The sequence below is a fragment of the Brucella pituitosa genome, from assembly GCF_003049685.1.
Taxonomy (GTDB): Bacteria; Pseudomonadota; Alphaproteobacteria; order Rhizobiales; family Rhizobiaceae; genus Brucella; species Brucella pituitosa.
In genome coordinates, this window is the sequence record NZ_PYSY02000001.1 from 1,916,445 (window position 1) to 1,933,512 (window position 17,068).

The window sequence follows — 17,068 nt, forward strand, 5'->3', positions numbered from 1 at the left end:
GATATGTCTATGCAGCCTATGCAACCCATCGGAAACGGAGCCCGGATTTTTCTGGGAATTCTGTTCTTCGTGCTTTTCTTCCTCTTCTGGGGCGTTGCCACACTTGGCGGTTTTGTCTCGTCCACCTTCCTTGCGGACCCGATCACTATGGTCAGAGACGGATGGGATCTCATCGCCAATCAAGGCTTTATGTCCGATATAGGAATGACAGTCTGGCGCGTGCTCGGCGGTTTTATTCTCGCGAGCCTCGTCGCCATTCCGCTCGGCATTGCGATGGGTGCATATAAGCCGATTGAAGCGCTGCTGGAGCCGTTCGTTTCTTTCGCCCGCTATCTGCCGGCATCCGCCTTCGTTCCGCTGTTGATCCTCTGGTCCGGCATCGGAGAAACTCAGAAACTATTGGTCATTTTCATTGGTGCCGTCTTCCAGATCATTCTCATGATCGCGGTCACTGTATCCAATACGCGTCGCGATCTCGTTGAGGCCGCGTACACACTCGGTGCGAAAGACAGCGGTATCATTCGCCGCGTATTGATGCCTGCAAGTGCACCAGATATCGCCGAAACGCTACGTCTGGTACTCGGCTGGGCCTGGACTTATGTGATCGTCGCAGAACTCATCGGCGCATCGTCCGGCATCGGCTACATGATCATCAATTCGCAGGCGCTGATGGCCACTGGCCAGATCATCTTCGGCATCATCGTGATTGGTGTCATTGGCCTGATTTCTGATCTCGCCTTCAAATATTTCAACCGCTGGCTCTTCGCATGGAGGTTTGCGTAATGGTTACGAAAACCGAACAGGAACTCGTTATTAAGGGTGTGAGCCGCACATTCCCGGGCGTACACGGTGGCAAGCCGACACTGGCGCTACAGGCAACCGATCTCATCATTCCAAAAAATGATTTCGTCACCATTCTGGGCCCTTCAGGCTGTGGAAAGTCCACGCTTCTGCGCATCATTGCGGGCCTCGACAAGCCAAGCACCGGCACGGTGACGCTCGAAGGTCAATCCGTCAAAGGTCCCGGTGCTGATCGCGGCATGGTGTTTCAGTCCTACACACTTTTTCCATGGCTCACCATCCGGCAGAATGTCGGCTTCGGGCTTCGTGAAAAAGGTGTGCCGGAAAAGCAGGCGCGCGAAATCGTCGATAATTACATCGACAAGGTCGGCCTGCGTGGTTTTGAAAATCATTGGCCCAAGCAGCTTTCGGGCGGCATGCAGCAGCGCACGGCGATTGCCCGCGCACTCGCAAACGATCCCAAAATTCTGCTTCTCGATGAACCATTCGGCGCGCTCGACAATCAGACGCGCGGACTGATGCAGGAGCTTTTGCTCGGCATATGGGAACGTGAGCAGAAGACCGTGATCTTCGTCACCCATGACATTGAAGAAGCGATCTTCATGGCAACACGCGTGGTCACGATGACGGCACGCCCCGGCAAGATCAAATCGATCACACCGGTCGATATCGAGCATCCGCGTTCTTATCAGGTCAAAGCCAGCCCGGAATTTTCCGAACTCCGCCTGAAACTGACCGAGGAAATCCGCGGTGAGGCAATCACGGCGGCCAATCAGGCCGCCTGAAATTAATGGTTCCTTGAGAATATCGAGTGAATTATGAAAGGGCCGCGACCTTTGTCGCGGCCCTTTCATTTCAGGACTTATCCCATCATGGCCGTTTCAGCAGAAGAACTTGAAAATCGCATCGTCTATGTCAATGGCGACTATATCACCGCCCGCGATGCGCGCATTTCCATCTTTGACCGTGGCTTCCTGTTCGGCGACGGTATTTACGAAGTAACCGCCGTGCTTGAAGGCAAGCTTATCGACAGCGAGCCACATATGAGGCGTCTGCGCCGCTCGACCGGTGAAATCGGTATTCCGATGCCGATGAGCGAAGACGAAATCGTCACGATCGAGCGCGAACTGATCCGCCGCAACAATCTGACAGAGGGGCTGGTCTATCTTCAGGTGACACGCGGCGATGGTCGCGACCGTGACTTTGTTCCTTCAAAAGACATGAAACCTTCCGTGGTTCTTTTCACACAGTCGGTATCGCTTCTCGACAAGCCTGTGCTGAAAACCGGTGCCCGCGTGCTTTCGCTTGAAGACCTGCGTTGGAAGCGTCGCGACATCAAAACCGTCTGCCTCCTGCCGCAAGCGCTCGCCAAGGAAATCGCCAAAAATGCTGGCTGCGAAGAAGCATGGATGATTGAAGACGGCTATGTGACCGAGGGTGCCTCATCGACTGCCTACATCGTGACGCAGGACGATGTCATCGTCACGCGCCCAAACAGCAATTCCATTCTGCCCGGCTGCACGCGCCTGTCGCTCCTGCAACTGATCGCCGAGACCGGCATCAAGCTTGAAGAACGCGCTTTCACCATCGATGAGGCTTATGCCGCAAAGGAGGCTTTCCTCACCAGTGCTGGCACCTTTGTGACGCCGATCACCGTGATCGACAGTAAGCCGATCGCAGATGGCAAACCCGGTCCGGTCGCAGCGCGTTTGCGCCAGATTTATCTTGACCACGCCCGCCGCACAGCCATCTAAAAATACAAATCGGGCCGGAACAAAGTTCCGACCCGATTGCTTTCGCCTGCCTCTCCCACCAGGCGAAAAATCAAACTTTCATCGGCGCTGATTATAGACGTCGATGCAGACAGCACCCAACAGAACAATCCCCTTGATCACTTGCTGGTAGTCAATGCCGATGCCAAGAATCGACATGCCGTTGTTCATTACACCCATGATGAGCGCACCGATCACAGCACCTGTTACGCGCCCAACGCCACCATAAGCCGATGCGCCACCGATAAAGCAGGCCGCAATCACATCGAGCTCAAAGCCAAGGCCGGCCTTTGGTGTCGCAGTATTAAGACGCGCTGCAAAAACGAGACCTGCAAGAGCAGCCAACACGCCCATATTCACGAATACAAGAAATGTCAGCCGCTCGGTTTTAACGCCCGAAAGCTTGGCCGCGTGACGATTGCCGCCAACCGCATAAATCTGGCGTCCTATCACCGTGCGGTTGGTGAGAAACGCGTAAGCTGCAATCAATACCGCCATAATGATCAGCACATTCGGCATACCCCGATGCGATGAAATCAGCAGCGCGAGATAAGCAATACCTGCAAAGAACAGTATGTTCTTGATGACAAAAAGGCCGAAAGGCTCTGTCTCCACCTCATGCGCGATGTGGCGGGCGCGCGATTTGGCACTTTGCCAAACAAGAAATGCCGCAATGATCACGCCCAGTATCAGCGATGTGAGATAGATACCGCCTGACGTTGTTCCCAGAAATTCAGGAATGAAGCCGGACGAAAGCTTCTGGAAGACCTGCGGAAACGGACCAACTGACTGACCGCCCAGCACTGCCAGCATCAAGCCTTTGAAGACCAGCATACCTGCAAGCGTAACGATAAAAGAAGGAATGTTGAAATAAGCGACCCAGAAGCCCTGCATCGCACCAATAATACCACCCGCTAGCAGGCACAAAATGGCAGCAATCGGGAACGGAATACCCCATTTAACCATCATCACGGCTGCAAGCGCCCCGATGAAGCCACAGACAGAGCCGACCGACAGATCGATATGCCCCGTCACAATTACCAGCAACATGCCGAGCGCCATAATGACGATATAGCTGTTCTGCAACACGAGATTGGTCAGGTTCAGCGGCTTCATCAGCACACCGCCGGTTACGATCTGGAAAAAGATCATGATCGCGATGAGCGAGAGCAACATTCCCGATTCACGCAGATTGTTTTTGAGATAACGCCCCACACCGCTCGGCGCTTTCGGGCCGCTCTGAATTACGTTCTCGCTCATTATTGTTTTCCCTTGTTCCGCATGATGGCGCGCATGATGTTCTCCTGCGTCGCTCCTTCGCCAGCCACCTCGCCAACGAAAGCTCCCTCATGCATGACGACAATGCGGTCGCAGATACCGATCAGTTCCGGCATTTCGGATGAAATGACGACCACGCCCTTGCCGCTGTCAGCCAGTGAATTGATGATTGTGTAAATGTCGTATTTCGCGCCCACATCGATGCCGCGCGTCGGTTCATCAAGGATGAGTACATCCGGCCCGGTGAAGAGCCATTTCGACAGCACCACCTTCTGCTGGTTGCCGCCTGAAAGCGTGCCGGTTTCCTGATAGACATTGTGACAGCGGATGCTCATCTGATCGCGATAGCTGTTCGCAACCTTCATTTCGCGAATACTGTCGATCACGCCCTTGGGGCTGACACCGCGCAAATGTGCAAGCGATATGTTGCGAGAGATATTCTCGCCAAGAACAAGGCCCAGCTTTTTACGGTCCTCAGTCACATAGGCGAGTCCCGATTTGATGGCGCGGGCGACCGTGGAAATATCAACCGGAGTGCCGTTCATACGAGCTTCACCGGAAATATTCGTGCCCCATGAGCGCCCGAACAGGCTCATGGCAAATTCGGTGCGGCCAGCGCCCATCAAGCCCGCAATGCCAACGATCTCACCGGCACGTACTTTAAACGAAACGTTCTTGACCGAGTGGCGCTCCGGATGCAGCGGATGGTAAACGGACCAGTTATCGACTTCGAAAATCACATCACCAATCTTCGGGTCGCGCTTTGGATAACGACTTTCGAGATCACGATCGACCATCTTGCGGATGATATCGTCTTCCTCCACCTCGCCCGCATGACAATCAAGTGTCGCTACAGCCTTACCGTCACGCAGCACAGTGATCTTGTCGGCCACTTCGCGAATTTCATTGAGCTTGTGCGAAATCAAGATCGACGTAATGCCCTGCGCGCGAAACTCGCGCAGCAATGCCAGCAAGGCCGCACTATCCGTTTCGTTGAGGCTGGCTGTCGGCTCATCAAGGATCAGAAGTCGCACACGCTTGGAAAGTGCTTTCGCAATTTCCACAAGCTGCTGCTTGCCAACGCCGATATCCGTCACCAGCGTATCAGGGGATTCCGTCAGGCCGACTTTCTTCAAAAGCGCCTTGGTGCGTTGATGCACTTCGCTGCGGTCAATAACACCATAGCTTGCCGGCGGATTGACGAGAAAAATATTCTCGGCAATCGTCATGAGCGGTACCAACGCCAACTCCTGATGGATGATGACAATGCCAAGCGCTTCGGAATCATTGATATCGCGGAAGTGCCGTTCTTCTCCGTCGAAGAAGATCGAACCTTCATAGCTGCCAGAGGGATAAACACCCGACAGCACTTTCATCAGCGTGGATTTGCCCGCACCATTTTCGCCGACAAAGGCATGAATCTCGCCCGGCATCACGGTAAAATTGACATCACTCAGCGCTTTTACAACACCGAAGGATTTGCTGATGCCGCGCATCTCCAGGAGTGGTTTACCGGTGATATCCGGCTGGCCGCTGTTCTGCTCAAGCGGGACAGGATTGGCTACATTCATCGCTCGCTCCCATTACAAGCCTGCCATGCCACCATTCTGCGAACCCTCAGCTCTCAAAAAGACAACGCTGTCAATCTGTTAGCCTAACCCAGTTCGAAAACTGGGCGGCGGGGATGATGACAATGAGCAGGCATTCCGGACGCGCTTTTCAGCACGCGTCCGGGCACAAATTTACTGGATCTGGTCTTCTTTGTAGTAACCGCTATCGACCAGAACTTCTTTCCAGTTCGACTTGTCGACGATTACCGGCTTGAGCAGATAGGACGGCACAACCTTGACGCCATTGTCATAGGTCTTGGTGTCGTTCACTTCTGGTTCTTTTCCAGTCATCAGCGCGTCAACCATATCGACCGTGACCTTGGCGAGTTCGCGCGTATCCTTGAAGATGGTCGAGTTCTGCTCACCAGCAAGGATCGACTTGACCGAAGGCACTTCCGCATCCTGACCGGAAACAGCCGGCATAGGCATGTCACCACTGCCATAACCTACACCCTTCAGCGACGACAGGATACCGATGGAAATGCCGTCATAAGGCGAAAGCACGGCGTCGAGTTTCTTGTCTGAATAGAAGGCCGAAAGGATCGAATCCATACGCGCCTGAGCCGTTGCACCATCCCAGCGCAGGGTTGCTACCTTATCCATACCAGTCTGGCCACTGGCAACGACGACCTTACCGCTATCAATATATGGCTGCAGAACGGACATTGCGCCATTGTAGAAGAAATAGGCATTGTTATCGTCAGGCGAGCCGCCGAAGAGCTCGATATTGAACGGGCCTTCCTTGTTCTTAAGATCAAGCGCTTTTTCAATCGACTGCGCTTGCAGCACACCGACCTGGAAATTGTCGAAGGTCGCATAATAGGACACATTCGGTGTATCGCGGATCAGGCGATCATAGGCGATGACCTTGATGCCTGCTTCATTGGCCTTGGCCAAAACGTCGGAAAGCGTAGTGCCGTCGATAGATGCCACAACCAGAACCTTGGCACCCTTGGTGACCATGTTTTCGATCTGTGCCAGCTGGTTCGGTACATCGTCTTCAGCATATTGAAGATCGGTTTGATAACCGCGCTCCTGAAGCACTTTTACCATGTTGTCGCCGTCTGCAATCCAGCGCGCCGACGACTTGGTTGGCATTGCTACACCCACAAGACCTTTGTCCTCTGCCTGTGCAAAGCCGGTAAAGGCAAGCGCGGCCATCGCGACTGCCAGTGTTAATGATTTCATGCCTGCCATTGTCTCACTCCCAAATTGGGACAGGCTTTTCTGCCTGTCGTTCTCCCAAAATTTCCGCCCCCGCCATTAGGCCCTGCGGAATTCCTCCAAAAACAAGTCGCCCAGCAAAGGTCTTAATGAGCCTCAGCCTGCGATCTTGTCCCATGCCTCAACCGCACGCTGCGCGCGTTCGCGCACGTCAGCGACAGTCAATCCAGCCTTGTAAAGACTGGAACCAAGCCCGAAGCAGCTCACTCCCGCTGCCCGATAAGTTGCAAAATCAGTTTCCGAGACACCACCCACGGCGCCCACCGGAATATCCTTGGGCAAGACGGCGTATATAGCCTTGATGCCATCCGCGCCCAGCACGCTGGCCGGAAAGAATTTCAGCGCCGATGCACCTGCATGAATGGCGCTGAAAGCCTCGGTCGGTGTAAACACGCCGGGCATAGTCACCATGCCATGTCTGCTCGCGCGGCGAATGACATCAGGCTCGACATTGGGGCTGACCAGAAGCCTGCCGCCAACATCATGCAGACGGTCCACATTCTCGACCGAAAGCACAGTGCCAGCACCAATCAACACGCCCGCAGGTGCAAGCTTCGCCGCCTTCTCAATTGAAACGAAAGGCTCCGGCGAATTGAGTGGAATTTCAATCGCCTCAAAACCCACCTCGATCAGAGCGGAGACAACACCTTCCGTTTCTTCTGGCCGAATGCCGCGCAGGATTGCCACCAACGGATAACGCAGCTTTGGCCATGCGATGCGGTCGCTCATCGTGCCGCTCCTCCGAAAGCGTGTTTTGCAGCCATGAACAGGCCGTCGCGCACCAGCTCATCGGCTGCAACGCGCCTGACCTTTAGCCCGGCGATTTCAAGCGCGCTGGCATAGAGCGCGCCCATCGTGTCGTCCGAGAGGAGCAGTACTTCTTCGGGTTTGCCGTAAAGCGTACGCCCGCCTGCGACTTCCAGCCCGATCAACAAGCCCGACAAACGAGCCAGCTGGTCGGTCGGCTTGCGATCATGGACGAGCCAGCCCGCGCGAATGGAAAAAAGAGCATTGGAAATCAGCGCCGGGTTTTCGAGTGAAGCTCTGACCCCGGCAGCAAAAGCCGCACCATTCGGATCTACCACCGCTGCACCTTCCAGCGCTCCCGCCAGCACCGATTTGTCCTTCAAAAGAGCGAACATTTCGCCGGTCATGAAGGTTCGGTAATCGGCGAGACCGCCATCGGCAATTCGCACCCATTTGGCATGAGTGCCAGGCATCACCACTACAGCATCCCGTGTTCCGCGATGCACAAGTCCAAGAAGCTTGGTTTCCTCGCCGCGCATCACATCAGGCGCGTCCTCGCTGCGCCGTGCAACACCCGGCAGCATGATGACATGCCGTCGTGCAGGCACGCGAACCGCAGCAGCAACGATACTTGTCAGACCGGCAGGCAAGCTCATATAGGGTGCTTCGATCCAGCCCGTGCGTGAACCCGCCATGCCGCAGATCACAACCGGGAGATCATCCGGCGCCTCAACGGAATCCAGATGCCGTTCGAGTGTTACCTCAAAGCCGGCTTCTTTTGCGTGCAGCAGCCCGTCGTCACCACGGCTTTCATTAAGCACATTACCAGCCGCATCTAACGTCCAGAGGCGGAACCGGGTTGTTCCCCAGTCCGCAACTGCCGCAAACGGTATCTGAGCGCCGGACATCAATGGTTATCTCGCGGCAGGCCACGCGTATGCGCAATGTCCTGATACTTGACCGCATTTTCGAGAACCGCACCGGTTTCCATCTGGCCAACAACGGCGCGCTGAATTTCCTGCCACGGCGTCTGGCTTTCCGGATATTTGTAACCGCCAGCAGCCTCCAGTGTTTTGCGGCGCTCTGCCAGTTCTTCGTCAGAGATCAGAATATCTGCCGTGCCGCGACCAAGATCAATGCGCACGCGATCACCCATTCTGAGCAGCGCCAGACCGCCGCCAGCAGCAGCTTCCGGCGATGCATTGAGAATTGATGGTGAACCCGACGTGCCCGACTGACGCCCATCGCCAATGCAAGGCAGCGAGCTGATGCCCTTCTTGAGAAGGTAATCAGGAGCGCGCATGTTTACCACTTCCGCCGCACCCGGATAACCAATCGGGCCAGCACCACGCATGAACAGCACCGAACGCTCATCGATTTCCAGCGACGGATCGTCGATGCGATGATGATAATCTTCCGGACCATCAAAGACGATTGCCTTGCCTTCAAAGGCATTCGGGTCTTTCTCATCCGTCAGATAGCGATTGCGGAACTCTTCCGAAATAACGCTCAGCTTCATAATCGCCGACGAGAACAGATTGCCGCGCAGCACGCGGAACCCGGCATGGCTCTTCAATGGCTGGTCGTAGGTTTTGATGACATTGCTGTCTTCAATGGTCGCGTTCTTGCAGTTTTCACCGATGGTTTTGCCGTTAACAGTCAGCGCGTCTTCATGAATGAGGCCCTGCCCCATCAGCTGATTAACGACCGCTGGCACACCGCCTGCATGATAATAATCTTCGCCAAGGTATTCACCCGCTGGCTGGAGATTGACCAGAAGCGGAATTTCCTCACCATATTTCTGCCAGTCATCAATCGTCAGATCGACGCCCACATGACGCGCCAGTGCATTCAGATGGATCGGCGCATTGGTCGAGCCGCCAATCGCGGAATTGACTCGAATTGCATTGATGAAGGCTTCCTTGGTCATGATGTCTGTCGGCTTCAGATCTTCATAGACCATTTCCACAATACGGCGACCGGTCAGATAAGACACTTCCTGACGATCACGGTAAGGTGCCGGAATTGCAGCCGAACCCGGCAGCTGCATACCGAGTGCTTCGGCAAGCGAGTTCATCGTGGTCGCCGTACCCATCGTGTTGCAATAGCCGGTCGACGGAGCGGAAGACGCAACCAGCTTGATAAAGCCCGCATAGTCGATTTCGCCCTTGGCGAGCAGTTCACGCGCCTTCCAGACGATGGTGCCCGAACCCGTGCGTTCGCCACGGAACCAGCCATTGAGCATCGGCCCAACCGACAGCGCAATCGCCGGAATATTGACGGTTGCAGCAGCCATCAGGCAGGCAGGCGTGGTCTTGTCACAACCAATCGTCAGCACAACGCCATCGAGCGGATAGCCATAAAGCACTTCGACAAGGCCGAGATAAGCGAGGTTTCGGTCAAGGCCCGCAGTCGGACGTTTGCCGGTTTCCTGAATTGGATGGACCGGAAATTCGATCACGATACCGCCCGCTTCACGCACACCTTCACGCACGCGATTGGCCAGTTCCAGATGGTGACGGTTGCAAGGTGAGAGGTCCGAGCCCGTCTGCGCAATGCCGATGATCGGCCGACCGGATTGCAGCTCTTCCTGACTGAGACCGTAATTCATGTAGCGCTCAAGATAGAGCGCGGTCATATCCACATTGTCTGGATTATCGAACCATGCGCGTGAACGGAACTTTGGCGTCTGAGGAGTAACGGGCTTATTCATTTCACTGTCCTGCGTGGGTAAGAGACCGCCGGGCGGTCCCAATTCCTAGTCTATAAATTCTTCAACCACATGCCGCTGTCCCAGAAGGAAGGCATCGGCAACATGGGTCAGAGGTGCCAGGTCAACATCGCTCTGCCCTTCGCCAACCAGCTTCACAAAATTCTGGTAAAGACGCTGATATTCACGATCAGGCTCGGCCATTTTCTCCGTGCCTGCAATGGTCAGACGGCTGCCGCCATGGCTCAACAGCAGCATTCCTTTATCGGTCTCGACACGAATATCCCATGTCTGCGGACCAGTCTGGCGCCAGTCGAGTTCAAAGGAAACCGGAACACCGCTTTCCGTCTCAAACGCGAGATCAGCTGCAATCGGTGCCGCACGATTTTCAGGGAAATAGAGATCGGACTTCGTCAGGAAAAACCGTTCCGGCAAAATATGCGTGACAATCGACAGCGCATTGATGCCCGGATCAAACACACCAAGACCACCAGGCTCCCAAATCCACTGCTGACCCGGATGCCAATGGCGCACATCTTCTTTCCAGACGACCACAACGGACTTGATTGCAGCGCCTTTCAGAAATTCGCGGGCAGGTTCAACCGCTGCGGCTTCGCGTGAATGCCATGTCGCATAAAGCGTAACGCCCTGCTTTTCAGCAAAACGCATCAGCGCCTGCACTTCCGAAATCGTCGCACCCGGAGGCTTCTCCAGCATCACATGCTTGCGCGCCTTAAGTGCTGCATAGGCTTGCTGAAATCGCCCCTGCGGCGGCGTGCAAAGCGACACCGCGTCAATGGCGACATCGCTCCCTAACAGCTGGTCGATATCGTGAAACGATGGCACACCATCAAGACCAGCATTGCGGCTGGCAATGGCTTTGAGCTCAATGCCATCAACAGCTTTAATCGATGGCAGATGCTGATCGCGGGCAATCTTGCCGAGACCAACAATTGCCAGATTGATATTGGATGCGGTCGCCATTTCAGAGCGCCTTCACGGCAATGTCTGCGGCTTTCGCCTGCGCCAGCCTGTTGACCAGCGGATAACGGAAAGGCTTTGCCGAAATTTCGAACTGGTCGCCATTTTCCGTCTTCACACCTTCCGAGAAGGACAGTGTCGCGGTGCCAAAGAAATGCACATGAATGTCGCCCGGACGACGGAACAGTTCATATTTAAAATGATGATGTTCCAGATTGGCGATCGTGTGCGACATGTTCGCTTCGCCTGAAAGAAACGGCTTTTCAAAGATCACCTGATCGCCGCGACGAATACGCGAAACACCTTCCACATGATCCGGCAGAGCGCCCACATAAAGCTCAGGACCAAGCGATGCCTGACGCAGCTTGGAATGCGCCAGCCAGAGATAATTCTGCTTTTCCGTCACATGATCGGAAAACTCGTTGGCAAGGCAGAAGCCAAGGCGGAACGGCGTACCATCCGGGCCGATCAAATAAATGCCTGCGAGTTCCGGCTCTTCACCACCATCTTCGGCAAAAGATGGCGAAACAAGATCACCACCTGTTTCAACCAGCGCCGAACCATCGCCCTTATAGAACCATTCCGGCTGCACGCCGGTTTCGCCGGGCTTTGGCTTGCCGCCTTCAACACCCATCAGAAACATACGCATGGAGTCAGTCGGCTTTTCAGCAGCTTGTGCTGCCTTGTGCATCTTATCGCGACCGTCAGCAGAGCCAAGATGTGTGAGGCCCGTGCCTGCAACAATCAGATGTGCTGGATCTTCATGCGTAATCGGCAGGCCAACCTGACCGCCTGCAAGTGCTGCATGAATATCGACAGCCTCGCCCTTGCCATTGCGCTCTACCTGTTCGGTGAGACTGATGCCTGCCGAAATTGCAGCCCATGCCAGTTCGTAAGTCGTAGTCACGCCATTGACGACATGTGCAGCACCCTCATCATCGCAAGCAGCCACACGTGTTTCTCCGCGCAGATCGCGGAACTGTATCAGACGTAACATTGAACCTCCCATTTTCCGCGAAACTCACGCGAAACATTCTTCCCAACCGTTGAAAAGCACTGATGTGTCAATCAACGGTTCCTTCTTATTAATATGACTATTTTGTCAAACACCCACTTGTCAAGCAAGCGAAACACAGCTCAGATCACCCTCCAAGAGACGCCACCCCCACTGGACAGTTAAACCTATGATTTGCATATGGAATTGACGGATATGCACGTTTGTCGCACCCCCAATTTTCAGCGAACAACCGAAATGCGCTTGCCATAAAGTAATATTATATGCTTCATAATCGCCAAGGCCGGGAGGGCCTTTTATTGGGAGGAACTATTATGAAACGCAGTTTGACGGCCCTGACGGCCGCATTTTCTTTTGCCCTGATTTCAAGCGTATCTGCAGCCTCATTGACTGTCGGCTTTTCGCAGATCGGTTCGGAATCGGGCTGGCGCGCCGCCGAAACAAGCGTAACAAAGCAGGAAGCTGAAAAGCGTGGCCACACCCTCAAGTTTGCCGACGCACAGCAGAAGCAGGAAAATCAGATCAAGGCCGTTCGTGGCTTCATCGCGCAGGGCGTCGATGCCATCCTGATCGCGCCCGTTGTCGCAACCGGCTGGGATGCTGTTCTGAAAGAAGCAAAGGAAGCTGAAATTCCTGTCGTGCTTCTCGATCGTCAGATTGATGCGCCGGAAGACCTTTATCTTACCGCCGTTACCTCGGATCAGGTCCATGAAGGCAAAGTCGCTGGCGAGTGGCTGGTGAAAGACGTGGGCGACAAGCCGTGCAATGTGGTCGAGCTTCAGGGCACCACGGGTTCGTCCCCTGCAATCAACCGCAAGAAGGGCTTCGAAGAAGCACTTGCAGGTCACGACAATATCAAGATTTCCCGGTCGCAGACCGGTGACTTCACCCGTACCAAGGGTAAGGAAGTCATGGAAAGCTTTATCAAGGCCGAAGGCGGCGGCAAGGATATCTGCGCCGTCTACGCACATAATGACGACATGGCTGTAGGCGCAATTCAGGCAATCAAGGAAGCTGGTCTCAAGCCAGGCACCGACATCAAGATTGTCTCCATCGATTCAGTGCCGGATATTTTCCAGGCAATGGCCAGTGGTGAAGCCAACGCAACCGTCGAACTGACGCCAAATATGGCAGGCCCGGCATTCGATGCCATCGAAGCTTTCAAGGAGAAGGGCACCGTTCCACCAAAATGGATCCAGACCGAATCCAAGCTTTACACGCAGGCTGACGATCCGAAGGCTGTGTATGAGGCCAAGAAGGGTCTCGGCTACTGATCGCATCATCTGATCCGGGCTACGCAGAGGCGTAGCCCGGATAGAATTCGCAAATCAGCAGGCGGAAAACAATATGGCTCGCTCTGATACCAACGCGGCGTCGGCACTGGCGACACCGCTGCTTGAAGCTCGTGGAATAACAAAATCATTTTTCGGCGTCACAGCGCTTGATCATGTCGACTTTGCCCTCGCGAATGGTGAAATCCACGCTTTGCTTGGCGAGAACGGCGCAGGCAAATCGACACTGATCAAGATATTGACCGGCGCTTATCATAATTTTGACGGTACGATCCTGCTCGAAGGGCAGTCGATTGCCCCAGCCTCCGTTACGGATGCGCAAAAACTTGGCATTGGCACGGTCTATCAGGAAGTCAATCTTCTCGAAAACCTGACGGTCGCCGAAAACCTTTTCCTCGGTCGCCAGCCAAGCCGGTTCGGCTTTGTCGATCGCCGCCAGATGGAACGGGATTCAAGTGCGCTTCTCGCACGCTACGGCCTGACGATTGATGTCAGCGCGCCCCTTTCAGCCTATTCTGTCGCCATACGCCAGATCATCGCGATCGCCCGCGCAGTCGATCTTTCCGGCAAGGTTCTGGTACTCGATGAACCCACCGCCAGCCTTGACGCGCGGGAAGTCGAAATGCTGTTCGGGGTGTTGCGGCAATTGAAAGCCGAAGGCCTCGGCATTATCGTCATCACCCACTTTCTGGATCAGGTCTATGCTATTGCCGATTGCGCCACCGTATTGCGCAACGGACGGCTGGTTGGCAGCCGCAACTTGTCGGAATTGCCGCGAACCGATCTCATTTCGATGATGCTCGGCCATCAGCTGCAAGAGACCGTGCGCCGACAGCTCACTGAAGAAATAAACGATGACACAACTGCGCCCATTCGCTTTTCGGATTTTGGCAAAAAGGGTAGCGTTGCGCCTTTCGATCTTGCGATCAAACCGGGCGAAGCCGTCGGAATTGCCGGATTGCTCGGCTCTGGACGCACCGAAACCGCACTTCTGATGTTCGGCGTCGATCAAGCCGACAGCGGCGGACTGACGGTGGACGGCCAAGACACAAAACTGCCGACACCCGTGGCAGCCATCGCTGAACGCTTTGCATTTTGCCCTGAAGAGCGCAAGACGGATGGCATCATCGGCGATTTTTCTGTGGCGGAGAATATCGCGCTCGCCATACAAGCAAAGCGCGGCTGGTCAAAGCCAATCTCCTCCCGTGAAAAAGATGCCCTCGCCCAGCGCTATATCAAGGCGCTCGATATCCGACCGCCTGACCCCAACAAGCCGATCAAATTTTTGTCCGGCGGCAACCAGCAGAAAGCCATTCTGGCGCGCTGGCTCGCAACCGATCCACGCCTGTTGATCCTCGATGAGCCGACGCGCGGCATCGACATCGGCGCACATGCGGAAATTCTGAAACTGATTGGCGAACTCTGTACTGAAGGCATGTCACTTGTCATCATCTCTTCGGAGTTCGAAGAACTGGCTGCCGTCGCCAATCGTGTCATCGTGCTTTCCGACCGACGCCATGTCGCAGAACTTAAAGGCGAAGAAATCACCGCCGACAATATCGTTCGCGCGATTGCCGAGACCGGTCATGTGAGCGAAAAGGAAGCTGCAGCATGATCGCTCGCCTGCTCAAAAAACTCAAAAGACTAGCGCCCCAGCTTGCGGCCCTTGCTGTGATCCTTGCCATAAACACAATCATTTCGCCGGGATTTCTGGATATTTCATTTCAAAATGGGCGCCTCTATGGAAGCCTGATCGATATTTTGGTACGCGCAGCGCCTGTTGCCATTCTCGCCATCGGCATGACACTGGTGATCGCCACGCGTGGCATTGATCTATCCGTGGGCGCAGTGATGGCGATAAGCGGCGCCTGTGCCGCTTCACTCGTCGTCTCTGGCTATCCGCTCGCAATTGTCATTCCCGTAGCACTCGGCGTTGGCCTTCTATGCGGGTTGTGGAACGGTTTTCTGGTAGCGGTCTTCGACATCCAACCCATCATCGCGACACTCATTCTGATGGTTGCAGGGCGCGGCATCGCGCAGCTCATCACTGAAGGTGCGATCCTCACCTTCAATAATGATTCATTCGCGGCGCTCGGTTCAGGCTCGCTGCTTGGTGTCCCCATTCCAGTGCTGATCTGGTTACTTGCTGGCATCGTCGTCGGCATCGCAGTGCGTTCAAGTGCGCTCGGATTTCTTATCGAGGCAACCGGCATCAATCGCCGCGCAGCGATGCTCGCCGGAGTAAAAGCGCGTTTTCTTCTATTCAGTGTCTATGCTGTTTCAGGTGTCGGTGCAGCACTCGCAGGTCTGATCGCAACTGCCGATATTCGGGGCGCAGATGCCAACAATGCAGGCCTCTGGCTTGAACTCGACGCCATTCTGGCTGTCGTCATCGGCGGCACATCGTTGAATGGCGGGCGTTTCTCGATCATGGCCTCGCTGCTTGGCGCGCTCATCATCCAGTCGATCAATACCGGCATTCTGATGGCGGGTTTCCCACCGGAATTCAACCTGATCATCAAGGCGGGCATCATCATTGTCGTGCTGACATTCCAGTCACCGGCGATTGTCAACCTGATCGCTTTCCTGCGTTCTGAACGCAAAGGCAATACCGCCAAAGCGACACATCACAACCAGCAGGGAGCACAATAATGAGAGTGCTTCGCAATCTTCCATTTCTGACCACAGTCGGCATTTTTCTGCTCGCCTATGCGATTTGTGTCATCCAGTTTCCAAACATGCTTTCAACGCGGGTCATTGGAAATCTGCTGACAGATAATGCCTTTCTCGGCATTGCTGCGGTTGGGATGACTTTTGTTATCATCTCCGGTGGGATCGACCTGTCCGTTGGATCAGTTATCGCTTTCACCAGCGTTTTTGTGGCGGTCCTTGTCGGTCAGCTAGGCGTACATCCTCTTGTGGCCTTCGGCCTTGTTCTGGTGCTTGCCGCTCTTTTCGGTGCGTGGATGGGCATGATGATCCATTACCTTGGAATCCCGCCTTTCGTGGCAACGCTGGCAGGCATGTTTTTGGCACGTGGCGCGGCCTTCCTCATCTCGACACAATCCGTGCCGATCTCACACCCATTCCTCGATACGCTTCAGGGGCTTTATTTCCGACTTCCAGGCGGCGGCAGACTGACATTCATCGCAATGGTGATGCTGGCCGTCTTTATCATCGGCGGTATTATCGCGCATCGCACTCGCTTTGGTGCTAATATTTATGCACTTGGCGGCAATCAGCAATCAGCAGAACTGATGGGCGTACCCGTCGGTCGCACAACAATCGGCATCTATACGATGTCCGGTGTGCTTTCGGGTCTCGCTGGCATTGTCTATACGCTCTACACTTCTTCTGGCTATTCGCTGGCAACCGTCGGTGTAGAGCTTGACGCCATTGCTTCTGTGGTTATCGGTGGAACACTTCTGACCGGCGGCGCAGGACTTGTGGCGGGTACTTTTGTGGGCATTCTGATACAGGGTCTGATACAGACCTATATTGTTTTCGACGGCACGCTGTCTTCCTGGTGGACGAAAATCGCAATCGGTATATTGCTGTTCCTGTTCATTGCGCTACAGCGGGGACTTGTCTGGTTTGCGGATTTGAGGCTAGCTCGCCAACGTATGAAGGAGGCCTGA

At 54.7% G+C, this 17,068-nt stretch carries 15 protein-coding genes; 7 read left to right on the plus strand and 8 right to left on the minus strand.

What is annotated here, in order from left to right; translation table 11 throughout:
• Window positions 1–9 precede the first annotated feature (9 nt).
• The 3 genes from C9380_RS09450 to C9380_RS09460 all read left to right on the plus strand — a co-directional run bounded on the left by C9380_RS09450 (window position 10) and on the right by C9380_RS09460 (window position 2,555).
• Window positions 10–783 carry an ABC transporter permease gene (locus C9380_RS09450; protein ID WP_024899323.1) on the plus strand — a complete coding sequence of 258 codons (774 nt, stop codon included), beginning with the start codon at window positions 10–12 and terminating at the stop codon, window positions 781–783.
• A complete protein-coding gene (locus C9380_RS09455) occupies window positions 783–1,586 on the plus strand; it encodes an ABC transporter ATP-binding protein (protein WP_024899322.1) in 804 nt (267 codons plus the stop codon). Before C9380_RS09450 ends, C9380_RS09455 begins: the two co-directional genes overlap by 1 nt.
• An 87-nt stretch (window positions 1,587–1,673) precedes the next feature.
• Window positions 1,674–2,555: a D-amino-acid transaminase gene (locus tag C9380_RS09460; protein WP_128093433.1), complete on the plus strand. Its 882-nt coding sequence runs from the start codon at window positions 1,674–1,676 to the stop codon at window positions 2,553–2,555.
• 78 nt (window positions 2,556–2,633) lie between these two features.
• Here the strand turns inward: C9380_RS09460 and mmsB are convergent, their stop codons facing one another.
• From mmsB to araD1, 8 genes are all read right to left on the minus strand, one after another.
• Window positions 2,634–3,833 carry a multiple monosaccharide ABC transporter permease gene (gene mmsB, locus C9380_RS09465; RefSeq protein ID WP_024899320.1) on the minus strand — a complete coding sequence of 400 codons (1,200 nt, stop codon included), beginning with the start codon at window positions 3,831–3,833 and terminating at the stop codon, window positions 2,634–2,636.
• On the minus strand, window positions 3,833–5,422 hold the full coding sequence (gene mmsA, locus C9380_RS09470) for a multiple monosaccharide ABC transporter ATP-binding protein (protein WP_105705677.1): 1,590 nt from the start codon (window positions 5,420–5,422) through the stop codon (window positions 3,833–3,835). Before mmsA ends, mmsB begins: the two co-directional genes overlap by 1 nt.
• Window positions 5,423–5,593: 171 nt before the next feature.
• Window positions 5,594–6,658, minus strand: a complete 1,065-nt coding sequence (gene chvE / locus C9380_RS09475) for a multiple monosaccharide ABC transporter substrate-binding protein (protein ID WP_024899318.1) — start codon at window positions 6,656–6,658, stop codon at window positions 5,594–5,596.
• A gap of 123 nt (window positions 6,659–6,781) precedes the next feature.
• The gene (locus C9380_RS09480) at window positions 6,782–7,414 is read right to left on the minus strand and encodes a 2-dehydro-3-deoxy-6-phosphogalactonate aldolase (RefSeq protein ID WP_128093434.1); all 633 of its coding nucleotides are present in this window, start codon (window positions 7,412–7,414) and stop codon (window positions 6,782–6,784) included.
• Window positions 7,411–8,340 carry a 2-dehydro-3-deoxygalactonokinase gene (locus tag C9380_RS09485; protein ID WP_111786169.1) on the minus strand — a complete coding sequence of 310 codons (930 nt, stop codon included), beginning with the start codon at window positions 8,338–8,340 and terminating at the stop codon, window positions 7,411–7,413. The genes C9380_RS09480 and C9380_RS09485 overlap by 4 nt, the downstream gene beginning before the upstream one ends.
• Window positions 8,340–10,145 (minus strand): IlvD/Edd family dehydratase, encoded by a 1,806-nt coding sequence (locus C9380_RS09490; RefSeq protein WP_128093435.1) that lies wholly within the window; start codon window positions 10,143–10,145, stop codon window positions 8,340–8,342. Before C9380_RS09490 ends, C9380_RS09485 begins: the two co-directional genes overlap by 1 nt.
• 45 nt (window positions 10,146–10,190) lie before the next feature.
• Window positions 10,191–11,126: a Gfo/Idh/MocA family protein gene (locus C9380_RS09495; RefSeq protein ID WP_128093436.1), complete on the minus strand. Its 936-nt coding sequence runs from the start codon at window positions 11,124–11,126 to the stop codon at window positions 10,191–10,193.
• Window position 11,127: 1 nt separating this feature from the next.
• Window positions 11,128–12,120 carry an AraD1 family protein gene (gene araD1, locus C9380_RS09500; RefSeq protein WP_128093437.1) on the minus strand — a complete coding sequence of 331 codons (993 nt, stop codon included), beginning with the start codon at window positions 12,118–12,120 and terminating at the stop codon, window positions 11,128–11,130.
• A gap of 332 nt (window positions 12,121–12,452) precedes the next feature.
• Between araD1 and ytfQ the strand changes: the two genes are divergently transcribed.
• The 4 genes from ytfQ to yjfF all read left to right on the plus strand — a co-directional run bounded on the left by ytfQ (window position 12,453) and on the right by yjfF (window position 17,068).
• Window positions 12,453–13,412, plus strand: coding sequence for a galactofuranose ABC transporter, galactofuranose-binding protein YtfQ (gene ytfQ, locus C9380_RS09505; protein WP_024899312.1), 960 nt, complete (start codon window positions 12,453–12,455; stop codon window positions 13,410–13,412).
• A gap of 73 nt (window positions 13,413–13,485) precedes the next feature.
• A complete protein-coding gene (locus C9380_RS09510; protein ID WP_100558661.1) occupies window positions 13,486–15,045 on the plus strand; it encodes a sugar ABC transporter ATP-binding protein in 1,560 nt (519 codons plus the stop codon).
• A complete protein-coding gene (locus C9380_RS09515) occupies window positions 15,042–16,082 on the plus strand; it encodes an ABC transporter permease (RefSeq protein WP_024899310.1) in 1,041 nt (346 codons plus the stop codon). The genes C9380_RS09510 and C9380_RS09515 overlap by 4 nt, the downstream gene beginning before the upstream one ends.
• Window positions 16,082–17,068, plus strand: coding sequence for a galactofuranose ABC transporter, permease protein YjfF (gene yjfF / locus C9380_RS09520; protein ID WP_024899309.1), 987 nt, complete (start codon window positions 16,082–16,084; stop codon window positions 17,066–17,068). Before C9380_RS09515 ends, yjfF begins: the two co-directional genes overlap by 1 nt.